This is a genomic window from Saccharicrinis carchari (assembly GCF_900182605.1).
GTDB classification, from domain to species: domain Bacteria; phylum Bacteroidota; class Bacteroidia; order Bacteroidales; family Marinilabiliaceae; genus Saccharicrinis; species Saccharicrinis carchari.
In genome coordinates this window covers 175,936-191,194 of sequence record NZ_FXTB01000006.1, presented here as the reverse complement: position 1 = coordinate 191,194, position 15,259 = coordinate 175,936, and the positions used below count along the sequence as shown (strand labels likewise).

The following is a 15,259-nucleotide window of genomic DNA, read 5'->3' as shown; positions in this document are numbered from 1 at the left end:
AACGTTTTAGTTTAAAGGGTTGGAGGTGCTGTCCACTAAATCGTCTTTTTTTAACGATTGAATTATATCTCTTATCTTTTCGGGGGTGAGATCCGTATAGGGTGTTTCGTTAACCAGCATGGCCGGCCCTTTGTGGCATTGTCCCAGGCAGTTGGTTTCTAAAAGTGTAAACTTGCCGTCGTGCGAGGTTTCGCCCAACTTAAGTTTCAACTGTTTTTCGAGCTCTTGAATCATGATGTTTTTTCCATGCATCATGCAGGTGATAGTTTTACATACCCGTATTACATGCCGACCCATGGGCTTGGTGTTCAGGAAAGAGTAAAAGGAAGCTGTTCCAAAGACCCGCGCCGCCGAAATATCCAGTTCGCGTGCTACCTCTACCATAGATTCCTCTGAAAGGTAGCTTTCCTTTTCAACTACTCCCTGTAGAATGGGTAATAAGCTTTCGTGATATCGACCGTACTTGTCGGCCAGGCTCTTCACAAGATTTACAGTTTCGGTCATAAGGCATATTTTTAAGAAGTACGATAAAATCAATAAAGAAATATTTCAGCAATAAGTTAATCAAAGCACGTTTAAAAGCAGCTAACAAATGTCATGTTTTACAGCAGAAATGAATCATTAAAGCCTGATAATCAATATGTGTTTAGACTAAATAAACAAATACAACACTTTAACCTTTGATTTGTAGCACAGGCACAAAATCCTTATTTTTGCCTTAAATTATTGAGTGATGACAAATAAGCAGTTGCAGGTTAAAATAGCGGAAGGAGAGCACCAACAACAAGATTTTAAATATGCCATTAACGATTCTAAAAAAATTGCCCGTTCACTAGCTGCTTTTGCCAATAGCGATGGAGGTAGCTTGCTTTTGGGCGTTAAAGACAACGGAAAGGTAGTTGGTGTTGCTTCGGAGGAAGAGTTTTACATGGTGGAGGCCGCAGCTCAAAGGTACTGTAAGCCACCGATAGCATTTGAAACCTACGAATGGGAGGAGGAGGGTAAAACGGTTCTTGAAATAAAAATCCATAGAAGTGCACATAAACCGCATACCGCACCCAACAAGGAGGGTAAACCCATGGTTTATGTAAGGGTGGACGACCAGAATTTACTGGCCAACAAAATATTACTGGATTATTGGAAAGCGCAGAAAAAAAACAGCAATAACCTGTTCCGGTTAAACGAGCCCGAAAAATATATTTTGAATTATCTGGCCACTAACGAATCCATTACACTGACTCGTTTTCAGAAGCAGGCACGTATATCGTATTACAGAGCGCAAAAAATAATGGTGAGTTTATTATGTATGAAAATAATCAATATTCACATTACTGAAAAGGGGGTTTATTATACCTTAGCTCAACAAGCAGGTAAAAAGCAAAAAGTGGATTAGTTGGAAAAGATATTTGGTTAAATATACAATATAGTATGACGGCATCAATTCAGGTATTAGAAAAGGAATTTGTGAATTCACTCATTGCTTATCGTCAGGGCGAAGAAAAGCTGGGGCAAGGAATGGACATATCGCATGATGGTAGTTTGAATAATTTTAGGGGGAAATTTGTGATAGTAGGAATTCCGGAGGATATAGGTGTCAGAGCTAATCATGGAATGGCCGGTGCCTACACCGCTTTTCATTCTTTTTTGCAAAGCTTTGTAAATATTCAAAATACCGAGACTTTAAATGGGAGACAGTTTTTTTTGTTAGGACAAGTAGATACGTGTCAATTGATGCAAGAAAGCCAAAATGCTAACATTCAGGAGTTGAGGAGTTTGACGCAGGCCTTGGATGATAGGGTATGCCCGGTTATTCAAATGATTGTTAGTGCCGGTAAAATACCAATCGTTATCGGAGGAGGGCATAACAATGCTTTTCCCATACTTAAGGGCTGTTCATTGGCACTCAAACAAGGAGTTAATGCTATTAATTTAGATGCACATACCGATTTTAGAACCAAAGAAGGAAGGCATAGTGGTAATGGTTTTAGCTATGCCTATGATTCCGGGTTTTTAAAAAGATATGCCATGTTGGGTTTGCACGAGGCCTATAATAGCGATTATTGTACCAATGAATTACGAACTAACCCGGACTTTTTGCCCCTCTTTTTTGAGGATGTTTTTCTGCGAAAAAAAGAATCGTGGGAAAATGCCCAGCAACGCGCCATTGATTTTGTGAGTGATGAATTATTTGGGGTAGAATTAGATGTAGATAGCGTACAAAATATGCTGAGCAGTGCGTGGAGTCCTGTGGGGATTTCTGCCAGGGAATCTTTAAACTATTTATACTATTGTGGCAAAAACAAGGGAGCTGCTTACTTACACCTTGCCGAAGCGATTTATAAACGCAGTGATGGACAGGAAGATAGACTGGTGGGTAAGTTGCTTAGCTATATGGTGCAAGCTTTCTGTAAGGGGGTGATTGAACGCTAAGTTTTTTTTGTTTCATCTCAATTTAAATATGAGTTCTTTATTGGTAGTGGATGCCTGACCGGCGCAGACGGTAACTCCCCATTTACAACCAGCTAACACCAAGCATTATGAAGTACTTATTTTTGTTATTATTATTGCGTTTGAGTTCCTAGTTTAAATTTTATACAGCAACCATGCCTACAGCTAAAACAAAACATACAAACGAATGGCAAAATAAGCAAATGCAGGACGGAAATAGTAAAGATAGATTTGTAATACTTGGGCAGGAAATAAAATTGGGCGAGAGCGCTGTTATTGAGATGGAGGTAGCTAAATTACACACCCGAAACAGTTTAAGCATACCCATAATTGTGGAGCGGGCTAGCTGTGAGGGGCCGGTTCTTTTGCTGATGGGCGGGGTACATGGTGATGAAATTAATGGTGTGGCTATTGTTCGTGACCTTATCCGAAAAAAAATCAATAAACCTACCCGTGGTACTGTCATATGCATACCTGTATTTAACGTTTTTGGTTATTTGAACCAACAAAGGGAATTTCCGGACGGCAGGGATTTAAACAGGATGTTTCCGGGTACCGCAAAAGGTTCCCTGGCAAGCCAGTTTGCCCATAAGTTTACGGAGGAGATTGCTCCACTGGTCGATTACATCCTGGATTTTCATACGGGAGGGGGCAACAGGTATAATTATCCCAATATCAGGTGCGATTTTAAACAAACCGAAATGGTGAGACTGGCCAAAATATTTGGAGCCCCATTTGTAGTACACTCAAACTATATAGCCAAATCAATACGGGAAACCATCAATAAAATGGGGAAAAGTATATTGTTGTTCGAAGGAGGTAAATCCTTGCAACTCGATCAGTCGGTTGTTAAATGCGGTGTGGAGGGCACGCTTAACCTAATGAAACACCTGAAAATGCAAGACGGTGAAATAAAAATAGAGGAAGAGCCCATTGTTTTAAAAGATAGCAAGTGGTTGCGTGCCCCGTATTCAGGTATATTTGAGCCCCTGGTAAATAATGGTTGCCGGGTGCAGCGCAAAGCAATCATAGGCAGGATTTCGGATCCTTACGGCGAATTTGAGAAGAAAATTTATGCCCCCTTCAATGGCTATATTTTTGGTGTGAATACCGCTCCTATCGTTTATAAGGGCGACGCCATATTCCATGTTAGTGTTGAGGAGAACACGCACGTGGATTGAATACCTGTACTTACCTATTAAAACCAACAAACCCCGGAGTGTTGCCAGGCAATACCGGGGTTTGCAAAGTAAAGTTTAATATGGCTATTGTGTTTACCTCCCGATTACGGCAGGTTCCTGATGGCGCTGTTAATTAAGGTACTAGTAAAGATAATTTATATTGATGCGTCTACCACTTTCTTACGGTAGTCATCGATAGCTACATGGTAATCAGGGTCTTTTAGTATGTTTACATCGCATATTTTTTCAGCTCTTTTTATCAGTTTAACGCAATCACCACTAAGGTAACGCAGGTGTACGTTGGTACCTATCAATTGATACCTTTCGGCCAGTTTATTGATGGCTTCAATAGCTGATTGGTCCATAATTCTGGATTCCTCAAAACTGATGACCACTTCTTTGGGGTCGTTTTTAACATCAAATTTAGAAATAAAGGAGGTTGTGGAGGCAAAAAACAATGGGCCATGCACAATATAATGCTTTACTCCTTTCCGGTCGGTAACATTCGAAACCCTTATTTTAACTGCATTTTCCCAGGCAAATACCAATGCCGAAACCACTACACCTGCTGCAACAGCTACGGCCAAATCAAATAGCACGGTAAGTACAGTAACTAATACGATAACAATAACATCGGCCAGGGGAATTTTATTGATGATTTTAAATGTACTCCATGCAAAGGTGCCAATAACCACCATAAACATTACCCCCACTAATGCGGCAATCGGAATCATTTCGATATAGGTAGAGGCAAATACGATAAAGCCGAGCAGAGCCAGTGCAGCCACAATGCCCGACAAACGACCTCTACCGCCCGATTTGATGTTGATGATGCTTTGTCCTATCATGGCACAGCCACCCATGCCACCAAAAAATCCGTTGGTGATATTGGCAAGCCCCTGAGCAACACATTCGCGGTTGCCGCTGCCCCGAGTTTCGGTGAGCTCATCTACCAAGGTAAGTGTCATAAGCGATTCAATTAAGCCAATCATAGCTAAAATAAAGGCATATGGACTAATAAATCGTAACGTTTCCCAATTAAGTGGTATCATGGGTACATTAAAGCTGGGTAATCCGGCTTTAATACCGGTGCCACCTTTTGCAATCACAAAAGAACGTACCGTTTCGGTTTCTACTCCACCAAATATTACGATGCACGAAACAACGATAATTGCAACCAATGCTGCCGGAACTTTTTTGCTGAACTTGGGCAGGATATACATTATGGCCATAGTGAGCAGTACTAAGCCAAGCATCACATAGAGTGCAGATCCGGATATGTATTCCCCGTTGGTTTTAAACATACCCAACTGCGAGGTAAATATTACGATGGCCAAACCGTTTACAAACCCCATCATTACCGATTGGGGCACCATACGTATAAATTTACCTAATTTTAAAATGCCGGCTGTCATTTGAATGAGGCCTGCCAACACAATGGTGGCAAACAAATATTGCAGTCCGGCGGAGTCGCCTCCCATTTGATTTCCCTCGGCCACCAGACTAACCATAACAACGGCCAGTGCACCCGTAGCACCGGATATCATGCCGGGGCGTCCTCCAAAAATAGCTGTAACAATACCCATCATAAAAGCTCCGTACAAGCCTACAATGGGCGATACGCCGGCCACAAAGGCAAAGGCAACCGCTTCGGGTACAAGTGCTAAGGCCACCGTTATGCCCGCCATAATGTCATCTTTGACAGATACTTGGCGTTTATCGATAAAGGAAAAATTGAATTTCATTATTGTAGCTTTTTGTTAGTAGGATTGCCCACAGGTTTACACCGTAAGGTGCCTACTTTTTAAATAAGGGCGCAAAAGTAACAAAAAGCAACGAAACCACCATATCTGGATAAAATATCGTTACGCCTTGTTTAGGCAGTAGCTTCTATACCCTATGGTTTCATAGTGTCTCAGGCTTATGAAAAATATAATTGTTTGTTATTCTAAAGCGTTCCTTTAATAGTGCCACCCTCGATGGCATATACCTGCCCGTTTACAAATTCTGAAAGTGGCGAAAGCAGCCAGGCGGCCAGTGATCCCGCTCCCTCCGGTTTTCCCATGTTTTTTGAGGGTTGTTTGTCTAAGAAGATAGCTTTGGATTCCTGAAAGCTAATTTTTTGCAGATCGGCCTGTTTTTGTATCAAACGGTCGATGGCCGGTGTATCATGCGATCCCGGTGCAATCATGTTAAAGGTGATGCCTTGGCCCGACAACTCTTGCGACACGGTTTTCATCATACCCACCACAGATAGGCGCAACGCTGTGCTCAGTACCAAATTGTCGATGGGTTGTTTTATCGAGGCGCTTTCTAAATAAACGATGCGTCCGTACTGTTTTGTTTTAAAATGGGGGAGTAGTGCCCTGGTAAGTGCCACTTTCCAGCGCAGTAGTTGGTGGTACGCATTGTCCCAATCATCGAGTTCGGTTTCCTCAAACTGCATGGCAGGAGGTCCGCCGGCATTAATAAAAGCACCCGATATATCGCTTTCCATCGCTATTTTGGCCACTTTTACTACGTTGTCTATCTCGGTTATATCGCCGCAAAAAGGAATCATTTTTTCTTTATGCAGCTTGGTCATTCTGTTCAAATTGGATTGGGTGCGCGCCACGCCAATTATTTTGGCACCCCCGGCCATCAGATGTTCGGCAGTAGCTTTGCCAAAACCACTGGTTACGCCGGTTACCAAAAAAGTGCAGTTACGTATATTAAGGTTCATGGTGTTTTTTTACGGATAATGCTGTAAGTAAATGACATAAAAGATACAACTATTTATTTAAGATATAGTTATACTCAGCACTTATGTTCGTTTTGGTTGGAGACTCCCTCGTTTTTTTGCTTTACAAGCCTGTTGTATCTGTCAACAGAAGTGCGCGTGAGTGGCTATGATTTTTTAGGATTTCCGCTTTGTGCTATCCGCTATTCATTTCCCACTCTCCGCATTCCCCTGTATTGCTTTCCATTTATCTCCTTCACTCATCGCATTTACCAGCTTTATTTTAAATTATAAAAAGTAACAAATGCTTTTTTTGCATAGGCATGATCCAATACGCCTCCGAGTTCACGCACCGAGTGCATGGCCAGCATCGGGTTGCCAATGTCCACAGTACGCATATCTATTTGGCTGGTTGATACATTGCCTAATGTTGAGCCTCCCTCCATATCCGATCGGTTTACAAATTTTTGGAAGGGCACACCGGCTTTTTTACATATGGTTTCGAACACGGCACTGGAATCGCCATCGGTGGTATATTTTTGTTTGGCGTTAATCTTAATTACCGGGCCACCGTTTATGGTAGGCTGTAAAACCGGATCGTGCTTTTCAATCAGGTTGGGATGAATGGCATGAGCCATGTCGGCGGATATCATAAACGAGTTGTAAATCGTTTTGTAAAAATCGTCGGCATTATTGCCTAGTGCAAAGTTGATGCGCTGCAGAATATTATTCAGAACCGGCGATCCGGCACCCTGCTTGCTAACACTGCCCACCTCTTCATTGTCGAAGATGCATAGCATTTGTGTGGTTTCGTTGTTGTTTGATTCCAATAATGCTTCTAAACCTGCATGCGTCATGGCCAGGTCATCGAGTTTAGGCGAACTGATCATTTCGTTGTTCATACCCATTATACAGCCCTTCTCAAATTCGTAAAGCGTAAGGTCAAAGTCGATGATATCCTCCTGTTTTATATCTAACTCTTTGGATAGTAGGCTCAATAGAAAATTATTTTTTTCAAAAGTATCGTTCACAATACCCATTAAAGGAAGCATATCCTTTTGACGGTTCAAAGCGATACCGTCATTTATAGCGCGGTTTAAATGGATAGCCAGGTTAGGGATGATGAGCAAGGGACGATCGAAATTAACAAAAGCAGAAGTGGGGTGCAACGGATCGTTGCTTTTTAAGCTTACTCTGCCGGCAATGGAAAGCGGACGGTCCAGCCAGGTCATTAATATAGGTCCACCGTACACTTCGGTGTTAAGTTTTAGTAAGTGGTTACTGACTAACATTTCGGGTTGTGGTTTTATCTTAAAACCCGGTGAGTCGCTGTGTGCACAAATCATTTTTATGCCAGTTTGAGGCATTGCTTTGTTGCCTATAGTGATGGCAAATATTGCCGAATCGTTCTTGGTGACAAAGTATTTTTTACCCTTAGCTATTTTCCATGTTTCGGTGAGGCTCAGTTCCTCAAATCCGTTTTTTAAAAGCGCTGATTTAATGTTGCTAACTACCTGATAGGGGGAGGGGCTTTGGTAAATAAAATCTATCAATTCTTGTGCGAATGCGGTTTCATTGTTCATATCGTAAAATTTTGGATGCAATTTAATGAATTTGGGTATAAATCAACTAACACAAATGTATGAGATTTGTTGGTAAGGGTATACCGCAGTTGTAAAAATATGCGCCATGCTGCGCAAGAAATTGTACCGACATATCCGCGGCATTGGTGTTGGTTAGTTATACATGAGTCAAACATTATAAATCTCAAAATTATTCATTTTCTTAAAAAAGGAAAGCATAACAAAAATGTTTACTTTTGTCTGTTGGATTCCTGGGAATTCATTTCAGGTGCATAAATTAAAACTAAAAAGGACAAACTGATGACAAGAAATTTATTATTATCGCTTTTTATATTGATTGGGCTTGCTTCATGCAGAACAGGGGAGAGGGATACGGAGAATAGCCCAAAACCCAATATCATTTATATATTAGCGGATGATTTAGGATATGGCGATTTGAGCTGTTATGGACAAAGTAAGTTTTCTACACCCAATATAGACAAGCTGGCCGAGAGCGGTATTCGCTTTACCCAGCATTATTCGGGGAGCACAGTATGTGCACCCTCCAGATCGGCACTTATGACCGGGCAGCATACCGGGCGCACCTACATCCGTGGTAACCGCGAATACCAACCCGAAGGACAGCATCCTTTGAAAGAAGAAGCGGTAACAATAGCCGAGCTGATGAAAAAGGCGGGTTATGCAACGGGTGCTTTCGGAAAATGGGGGCTGGGGTATCCCGGTTCGGAGGGCGATCCTAATAACCAGGGCTTTGATGTGTTTTTTGGATACAACTGTCAAAGGTTAGGACATCACTATTATCCTTATTTTTTACGATCGAATCAGGACAGTCTTGTGCTTGAAGCCAATGCAGGCAATAAAGAGGGAGTTTATGCACCTAATCTTATTCACGAAAAAACTTTAGAGTTTATAGACGATAACAAGGATAAACCTTTCTTTTTATATGTTCCTACCATCATACCTCATGCCGAGTTGTTTGCACCCGAAGAGTATATGGCTAAATATCGTGGTAAATTTGATCCGGAACATCAGTACAAAGGGGTGGATAGTGGTGAAGGTTTTAGAAAAGGAGCATACGGATCGCAGCCCGAATCGCATGCAGCGTTTGCAGCCATGATTGATTTATTGGATACCCAGGTGGGCGAAATTGTGGCGAAAGTAAATGAGCTGGGACTGACCAATAACACACTGATCATATTTACTTCCGACAACGGACCACACAAGGAGGGTGGTGCTCAGCCGGATTATTTTAACAGCAACGGGCCGCTTAGAGGCTATAAACGTGATTTGTACGAAGGTGGTATTCGTGTTCCTTTTGTGGCCAGTTGGCCGGGTCAGATAAAGCCGGGCACCACATCCGATCATATTTCGGCCTTTTGGGATATGCTACCTACTTTTACCGACCTGCTTGGCATGGAGCATCCCGACAACATTGACGGTATTTCTATGTTACCAAGCTTAACAGGACACGGAACTCAAAAGGAACATAACTATCTGTATTGGGAGTTTGCGGCTGTAGGTGGCCGTAAAGCAGTGCGCATGGGGCAGTGGAAAGCTGTACAGTACGATATTTCCAAAAATCCGGATGCACCGATTGAGCTGTATAATTTAAATGAGGATTTGGGGGAGGAAAACAATGTGGCGGCTAATCATCCCGATATTGTTGATAAAATCGTGGACATAATGAAGGAAGCACACGTAGAATCACCCTTATTTAAATTTTAAAACATTTATAAATATTCATTAAGCAGTCCGATAATCGCATTGCGATTATCGGCACGGCTTTTTTACTTCCAACAAAAACAACTACTTTTGTGCTTTTTAAATTTTATTAGTGGGTAGGATTTTAGCGATTGATTACGGACAAAAAAGGACAGGGCTGGCTGTTACCGACCCTTTACGGATTATTGCAAGCGGGTTGGACACTGTGCCTTCACATACCTTGATAGAATATCTGGAAAAGTATTGTGCACAGGAACAGGTCGATTTAATTTTATTAGGTTATCCCAAACAAGCATCAGGGTTGGACTCTGATTCGATGCGCTTTATCAAACCTTTTTTTAATCGATTAAAAAACAAATTCCCCCATATACCCGTTCAATGGGTAGATGAGCGATATACCTCAAAAATAGCATTTCAGACTATGATTGACGGAGGTCTTAAAAAAAAGGCCCGTCAAAATAAAGGATTAGTTGATAAAATTAGTGCTACCATTATATTGCAGTCGTACTTAGAACAACATTGTAGATGATTAAGAAAAAATAATATGGCATTACCGGTAGTTGTATATGGACATCCTGTTTTACGAAAGATGTCGGACGAAATAGACGAGAATTATGAAGGTTTAGAACAGCTGATAGAAGCCATGTGGGAAACCATGTACGATTCGGACGGAATAGGTCTGGCAGCTCCCCAAATCGGAAAAAACATTCGCCTGATCGTAATTGATGGGGATCCACTTTCGGATGAGTTTCCTGAGTTGGAAGGCTTTAAGCGCGTGTTGATAAATCCGATTATTACAGAGCATGGTGAGGATCAGTGCATAGAGTCTGAAGGTTGTTTGAGCTTGCCCGGCATACGTGAGGAGGTAAAAAGACCAAAAAAAATAACGGTGGAGTACGAAAACGAAAACTTTGAGTTGGTTGAGGAAGAGCTTGATGGCTTTGCTGCCAGGGTAGTTCAGCATGAGTACGACCACGTGGAAGGTAAACTCTTTATTGATCACTTGTCGCCCTTAAAAAAGCGCTTGCTTAAAGGTAAGTTAAATGCCATTTCAAAGGGCAAAGTAGATGTGCGCTACCGGATAAAAACGGCGTAACCGTTCCGATAATTTTAAACGGTTACAAAACACAATTTAAAACATAGATAGAATAATAACAAAAGCCCCTGTTTGCATTGCCTACAGGGGCTTTTGCGTTAGTATTATTTAGTTTTCAATTGTACTGTTGTTAGTCAGGGTATAAATGTCGGTTCTTCTGTCCCTTAAGTTTCGCACGCCACCGCTATGATTTAATTCGCGTAGCAAATCTATGTCTACATCAGCTATCAATATCATTTCGGTGTTGGGGGTAGCTTCTGCCTTTACTCCATTTGTGGGAAAGGAAAAATCGCACGGTGTAAATACCATGGACTGGGCATACTGAATGTCCATGTTGTGTACTTTGGGCAAGTTACCAACACTGCCGGCGATGGCTACGTAACACTCGTTTTCGATGGCTCTTGATTGGGCACAATGGCGCACCCTTGAATAGCCGTTTTGTGTGTCCGTTAAAAAAGGCACGAACAATATGTTCATACCCTGGTCGGCCAGCAGGCGGCTCAGTTCGGGGAATTCCACATCGTAGCATATTAATATGCCAATCTTACCGCAATCAGTATCAAAAGTATGAATCTGTGAACCGCCCTGCAAACCCCACACCTTTTTCTCGTCGGGTGTTACATGCAGCTTTTCAAAGCGTTCAATTCCGCCGTCGCGCTTGCACAGATAACCCACATTATACAAACTGTTGTGCACCACCTCGGGCATGCTGCCGGTAATAATGTTGATGTTGTAAGTGATAGCTAACTCAGAAAAACGATTAACTATCTCCTCAGTATATTCTGCCAGGCGGCGTATGGCTTCAGGCTCTGAGAGGTGATTGTATTCCGACATTAAAGGTGCATTAAAGAATTCAGGGAATAGTGCAAAATCTGAACGGTATCCGGATACGGCATCGACAAAATACTCTACTTGCTGCATCATTTCGTCAAAATCTTTATACAGGCGCATTTGCCACTGTATCAATCCTAAACGTACAATGGTTTTGTTTTTGGCGGCTTTGGTCGATGTTTTTTCGTAATATACATTGTACCATCTGAGCAATACGGCAAACTCTTTCGAGTCTTTATCACCCTCCAAATAACCACGCATTATCCTCGATGGATGAAAATCGTTCGACATTTGAAAGTTCAGCACCGGATCGTGTATCTCTTTGTTTCGCACTTTATCAATGTACTGACGGGGTGTAATTTTGTCGGAATATTTATGGTAGTTGGGTATACGGCCCCCAAAAACAATGCCCTTCAGGTTAAGGCGCTCGCACAGTTCTTTTCTGTAATCGTATAAGCGGCGTCCCAATCGAAGGCCGCGAAATTTAGGACGAATAAAAACATCGATACCATATAATATGTCGCCATCATTGGTATGGGTGTTGAAGGTGTAATTGCCCGTTATCTCGGCGTAGGTGTGTTTGTTATCAAAATTACTATAATCTACAATAATGGACAGTGCGCATCCGGCCAATACTCCATCTACTTTTATGGCTACCTGCCCGTCCGGAAACTTTTTTATCAAGGATTTGATGTGTTTTTCCTGCCAATACGATTCGGGTAGGTTTGGATATGCCTCTATCATGGCATTTTTCACCTCGGGATAGTCTTCATTTTTAAGAAATACCAATTCAATATTTTCTATTCCTTGTACGTCCATCTTTTTTTAATTTGCAGATATGCCGCAACGCCTATTAAGCGCATGTCGGTCTGATTTTATTAGTTGTGTAAGCTAAATATTTTACTAACAGCTTATTTTAATGCTCTCAAAAATACAGATAAGCATCGGTAATATTGCTGCAAGGTTCGATAAAATAACAGCACCTCAGCTACATTGTTTTTAGAGATGGGTAGGAAATGGATTCTTGGGTTAATGAACTTATCTGTTTGTTTGTAGTAGTAATAACCACCAATAAAATGGAAGGTTGTGGCAGACTAGGCCTGCGGTGTGGTGTTTTATTGATTCTTTTATCTTGTATGGTTACGCTGCTTTGTAGGTTTGCCCTTACTATCCATTTATGGTTGGCAAAGCCGTATCGTTTGTATTAGGTGACAAAACCAAAAGAGCGTGCCTCCTGCGAAATACGCGCTTAAGGGTTGATGTTGTATTATTCTACCTCTAACACTGCTTCTTTTAAATTTGCAGCACTGTTTCCTACCATAATTTTAAACTTCCCCGGTTCCACAACAAAACTCTTGTCGATACTATAAAAGGCAAAGTGATCGGGAGTCAATTCAAATTCAATTGTTTTACTGCTTCCGGCCTCAAGCGAGACCCTGCTAAATCCTTTTAGTTCTTTAATAGGAAGGGTTACAGAGCTTACCATGTACCGAATATATAATTGAACCACTTCATCCGCAGCTACATTGCCGGTATTTTTAACATCTACCGTTACTTTAAAAATTTTATCTTTTGACGTTTTAATAGTCGATAGTTGGAGAGCGGATATTTCAAATCGCGAGTAGCTCAAACCATAGCCAAAAGGATAGAGTGGGGTAACCTCGTCGTTAAAGTAACCTCTTCTGTCGAAAGGCTTATGGTTGTAATAGGCAGGGATGTGCCCGACCGAACGGGGGAACGAGATGGGTAGTTTTCCGCCCGGATTGTATTCGCCAAAGAGCACTTTTTTTGCATTCCACTTTCCCTCCGCATCCAATAATTGATCGGCATTACTTTCCCATACACAAATAGTTTGTGTCACTTTTTCTGCCAGGGGTCATGTGCTTGAGTAAATTATTGGCTCGTATCGCAGGGGATAAAGAAGCATCTTTATATCTTAAATCGCTTTTAAATGAGTTCATTGTGATTTTATTAAGAGATTGGTTTTATCGATAAAAGCAATAGAGTTGTTCGCAGTCGTTATTATAATTGTAGCATAATTTATTCTAACTGTAATTGAAAAAACTTTCTGTTTCTAATTTTAAGTATTAAAATTGTCGAAAGTTAGTTGAAAAGCCTGTATTGTCAATGAAAACAACAGTTGGGGTGTGCTTATCTTATTATGTTTTTTAATAGGCCTTACTTTTCCGCTTATCCTGACGCAAGTCATGCTTTAGATATATCGAAATATATAATTTTGGTTCAGAACAAACGCAAAACTAAACATATTGCCATGGATGCAAAAATTAAGCAGTTTATAGATGTTGTTAAAATGAAAAATCCCGGTGAGGATGAGTTCTTACAGGCTGTTCAAGAGGTGGTTGAAACGGTTTGGGATTTTTATTGCGAAAACCCGCAATACCAAAAGGCGAAGATCCTGGAGCGGATGACAGAGCCCGAGCGCGTTATTATATTTAGGGTTCCCTGGGTTGACGATAGTGGAGAGGTTCAGGTGAACCGGGGGTATAGGGTGGAGTTTAACAGCGCAATCGGACCTTACAAGGGCGGTATCCGTTTTCACCCTAGTGTTACCTTGAGTGGTCTTAAGTTTCTGGGTTTTGAGCAGACCTTTAAAAACAGCCTTACGAGTCTGCCTATGGGCGGAGGTAAAGGTGGTTCAGACTTTAATCCTAAAGGAAAATCGGATTATGAAATCATGCGGTTTTGTCAAAATTTTATGAGCGAACTATTCCGGCATATTGGTGCTAATACGGATGTGCCGGCAGGCGACATAGGTGTTGGAGGGCGAGAGATAGGATATTTATTTGGACAATATAAAAAGTTACGAAACGAGTTTACCGGTGTGCTCACCGGTAAGGGACGCGAGTACGGAGGTAGTTTAATCCGTCCGCAGGCAACAGGCTTTGGAGCAATTTACTTTGTTCGCGAAATGTTGAAGCTGAAAGGTGATTCGTTAAAAGGTAAAACTATTGCATTATCGGGCTTTGGCAATGTTTGTTGGGGTGCGGCCATAAAGGCCAGCGAGCTGGGCGGTAAAGTGGTTACCCTGTCCGGCCCCGATGGTTACGTTTATGATCCCGAAGGAGTAAGTGGCGAAAAAATCGATTACCTGTTAGAGCTTCGTGCTTCCAATCAGGATGTAATACAACCATACGCCGAACGATTTGGGGTAGAATTTTTTGCCGGGAAGAAGCCCTGGGAGCAAAAGGTAGATATTGCTATACCGTGTGCTATCCAAAATGAGCTGAATGAAACGGATTGTAAAATGCTGATTGAAAACGGATGTCAGCTTATTGCAGAAGCTAGTAATATGGGATGTACGGCTGAGGCCGCCTATTTGGCAGAGGAAAAAATTACATTTGCACCAGGTAAAGCGGTTAATGCAGGTGGTGTGGCCGTATCGGGTCTGGAGATGACACAAAACAGTATGCGTTTAAACTGGAGCACCGAAGAGGTAGATGCCCGTTTGAACCAGATTATGACCAGCATCCATAACGAATGTGTACGTTATGGAACAGAGATGAACGGAAAGGTGAATTATATAAAGGGTGCCAATATTGGTGGCTTTGTAAAAGTGGCGGATGCCATGATTGCTCAAGGAGTTGTTTAGCAATCGAAAAAAATAATTATAAATTAAAACCTTGGGAGGCAGCTTTGCAATCCCAAGGTTTTTTTACAC

At 41.7% G+C, this 15,259-nt stretch carries 13 protein-coding genes; 7 read left to right on the top strand and 6 right to left on the bottom strand.

Going from position 1 to position 15,259, the window contains the following annotated elements:
- Positions 1 to 6: 6 nt before the first annotated feature.
- Positions 7 to 504 carry an NADH-quinone oxidoreductase subunit NuoE gene (gene nuoE / locus FN809_RS12375; RefSeq protein WP_142533844.1) on the bottom strand — a complete coding sequence of 166 codons (498 nt, stop codon included), beginning with the start codon at positions 502 to 504 and terminating at the stop codon, positions 7 to 9.
- A 229-nt stretch (positions 505 to 733) separates the two neighbouring features.
- Between nuoE and FN809_RS12370 the strand changes: the two genes are divergently transcribed.
- From FN809_RS12370 to FN809_RS12360, 3 genes are all read left to right on the top strand, one after another.
- Entirely contained in the window at positions 734 to 1,393 is a 660-nt protein-coding gene (locus FN809_RS12370; protein ID WP_142533843.1) for an AlbA family DNA-binding domain-containing protein, read from the top strand.
- Between the two features lie 35 nt (positions 1,394 to 1,428).
- Entirely contained in the window at positions 1,429 to 2,430 is a 1,002-nt protein-coding gene (locus tag FN809_RS12365) for a formimidoylglutamase (protein WP_142533842.1), read from the top strand.
- 173 nt (positions 2,431 to 2,603) lie between these two features.
- The gene (locus FN809_RS12360; RefSeq protein ID WP_221929419.1) at positions 2,604 to 3,629 is read left to right on the top strand and encodes a succinylglutamate desuccinylase/aspartoacylase family protein; all 1,026 of its coding nucleotides are present in this window, start codon (positions 2,604 to 2,606) and stop codon (positions 3,627 to 3,629) included.
- Between the two features lie 155 nt (positions 3,630 to 3,784).
- Here the strand turns inward: FN809_RS12360 and FN809_RS12355 are convergent, their stop codons facing one another.
- The 3 genes from FN809_RS12355 to FN809_RS12345 all read right to left on the bottom strand — a co-directional run bounded on the left by FN809_RS12355 (position 3,785) and on the right by FN809_RS12345 (position 7,931).
- Positions 3,785 to 5,374, bottom strand: a complete 1,590-nt coding sequence (locus tag FN809_RS12355) for a SulP family inorganic anion transporter (RefSeq protein ID WP_142533841.1) — start codon at positions 5,372 to 5,374, stop codon at positions 3,785 to 3,787.
- A gap of 203 nt (positions 5,375 to 5,577) precedes the next feature.
- The gene (locus FN809_RS12350) at positions 5,578 to 6,351 is read right to left on the bottom strand and encodes an SDR family oxidoreductase (RefSeq protein ID WP_142533840.1); all 774 of its coding nucleotides are present in this window, start codon (positions 6,349 to 6,351) and stop codon (positions 5,578 to 5,580) included.
- 275 nt (positions 6,352 to 6,626) lie between these two features.
- Positions 6,627 to 7,931 (bottom strand): M18 family aminopeptidase, encoded by a 1,305-nt coding sequence (locus tag FN809_RS12345; protein WP_142533839.1) that lies wholly within the window; start codon positions 7,929 to 7,931, stop codon positions 6,627 to 6,629.
- A 300-nt stretch (positions 7,932 to 8,231) separates the two neighbouring features.
- On the opposite strand from FN809_RS12345, the gene FN809_RS12340 reads away from it, so the two are divergent.
- The 3 genes from FN809_RS12340 to def all read left to right on the top strand — a co-directional run bounded on the left by FN809_RS12340 (position 8,232) and on the right by def (position 10,749).
- Positions 8,232 to 9,656, top strand: coding sequence for an arylsulfatase (locus FN809_RS12340; protein ID WP_142533838.1), 1,425 nt, complete (start codon positions 8,232 to 8,234; stop codon positions 9,654 to 9,656).
- Positions 9,657 to 9,765: 109 nt separating this feature from the next.
- Positions 9,766 to 10,182: a Holliday junction resolvase RuvX gene (ruvX, locus tag FN809_RS12335; RefSeq protein ID WP_142533837.1), complete on the top strand. Its 417-nt coding sequence runs from the start codon at positions 9,766 to 9,768 to the stop codon at positions 10,180 to 10,182.
- A 15-nt stretch (positions 10,183 to 10,197) separates the two neighbouring features.
- Complete coding sequence (gene def, locus FN809_RS12330) at positions 10,198 to 10,749, top strand: peptide deformylase (protein ID WP_142533836.1); 552 nt, start codon at positions 10,198 to 10,200, stop codon at positions 10,747 to 10,749.
- A gap of 108 nt (positions 10,750 to 10,857) precedes the next feature.
- On the opposite strand, the gene FN809_RS12325 is transcribed toward def, so the two are convergent.
- Positions 10,858 to 12,399 carry a carbon-nitrogen hydrolase family protein gene (locus tag FN809_RS12325; RefSeq protein ID WP_142533835.1) on the bottom strand — a complete coding sequence of 514 codons (1,542 nt, stop codon included), beginning with the start codon at positions 12,397 to 12,399 and terminating at the stop codon, positions 10,858 to 10,860.
- A gap of 448 nt (positions 12,400 to 12,847) precedes the next feature.
- A complete protein-coding gene (locus FN809_RS12320) occupies positions 12,848 to 13,441 on the bottom strand; it encodes a fibronectin type III-like domain-contianing protein (RefSeq protein WP_142533834.1) in 594 nt (197 codons plus the stop codon).
- Between the two features lie 411 nt (positions 13,442 to 13,852).
- Between FN809_RS12320 and gdhA the strand changes: the two genes are divergently transcribed.
- Positions 13,853 to 15,190, top strand: coding sequence for an NADP-specific glutamate dehydrogenase (gdhA, locus tag FN809_RS12315; RefSeq protein WP_142533833.1), 1,338 nt, complete (start codon positions 13,853 to 13,855; stop codon positions 15,188 to 15,190).
- Positions 15,191 to 15,259: the final 69 nt, after the last annotated feature.

What these genes read in the sequence shown, in the direction of transcription:
- FN809_RS12345 (WP_142533839.1), bottom strand. Translation starts at nt 7,931, where the DNA reads ATGAACAATGAAACCGCATTCGCACAAGAATTGATAGATTTTATTTAC.
- def (WP_142533836.1), top strand. Translation starts at nt 10,198, where the DNA reads ATGGCATTACCGGTAGTTGTATATGGACATCCTGTTTTACGAAAGATG.
- FN809_RS12370 (WP_142533843.1), top strand. Translation starts at nt 734, where the DNA reads ATGACAAATAAGCAGTTGCAGGTTAAAATAGCGGAAGGAGAGCACCAA.
- nuoE (WP_142533844.1), bottom strand. Translation starts at nt 504, where the DNA reads ATGACCGAAACTGTAAATCTTGTGAAGAGCCTGGCCGACAAGTACGGT.
- FN809_RS12365 (WP_142533842.1), top strand. Translation starts at nt 1,429, where the DNA reads ATGACGGCATCAATTCAGGTATTAGAAAAGGAATTTGTGAATTCACTC.
- FN809_RS12325 (WP_142533835.1), bottom strand. Translation starts at nt 12,399, where the DNA reads ATGGACGTACAAGGAATAGAAAATATTGAATTGGTATTTCTTAAAAAT.
- FN809_RS12340 (WP_142533838.1), top strand. Translation starts at nt 8,232, where the DNA reads ATGACAAGAAATTTATTATTATCGCTTTTTATATTGATTGGGCTTGCT.
- FN809_RS12360 (WP_221929419.1), top strand. Translation starts at nt 2,604, where the DNA reads ATGCCTACAGCTAAAACAAAACATACAAACGAATGGCAAAATAAGCAA.
- FN809_RS12350 (WP_142533840.1), bottom strand. Translation starts at nt 6,351, where the DNA reads ATGAACCTTAATATACGTAACTGCACTTTTTTGGTAACCGGCGTAACC.
- FN809_RS12355 (WP_142533841.1), bottom strand. Translation starts at nt 5,374, where the DNA reads ATGAAATTCAATTTTTCCTTTATCGATAAACGCCAAGTATCTGTCAAA.
- gdhA (WP_142533833.1), top strand. Translation starts at nt 13,853, where the DNA reads ATGGATGCAAAAATTAAGCAGTTTATAGATGTTGTTAAAATGAAAAAT.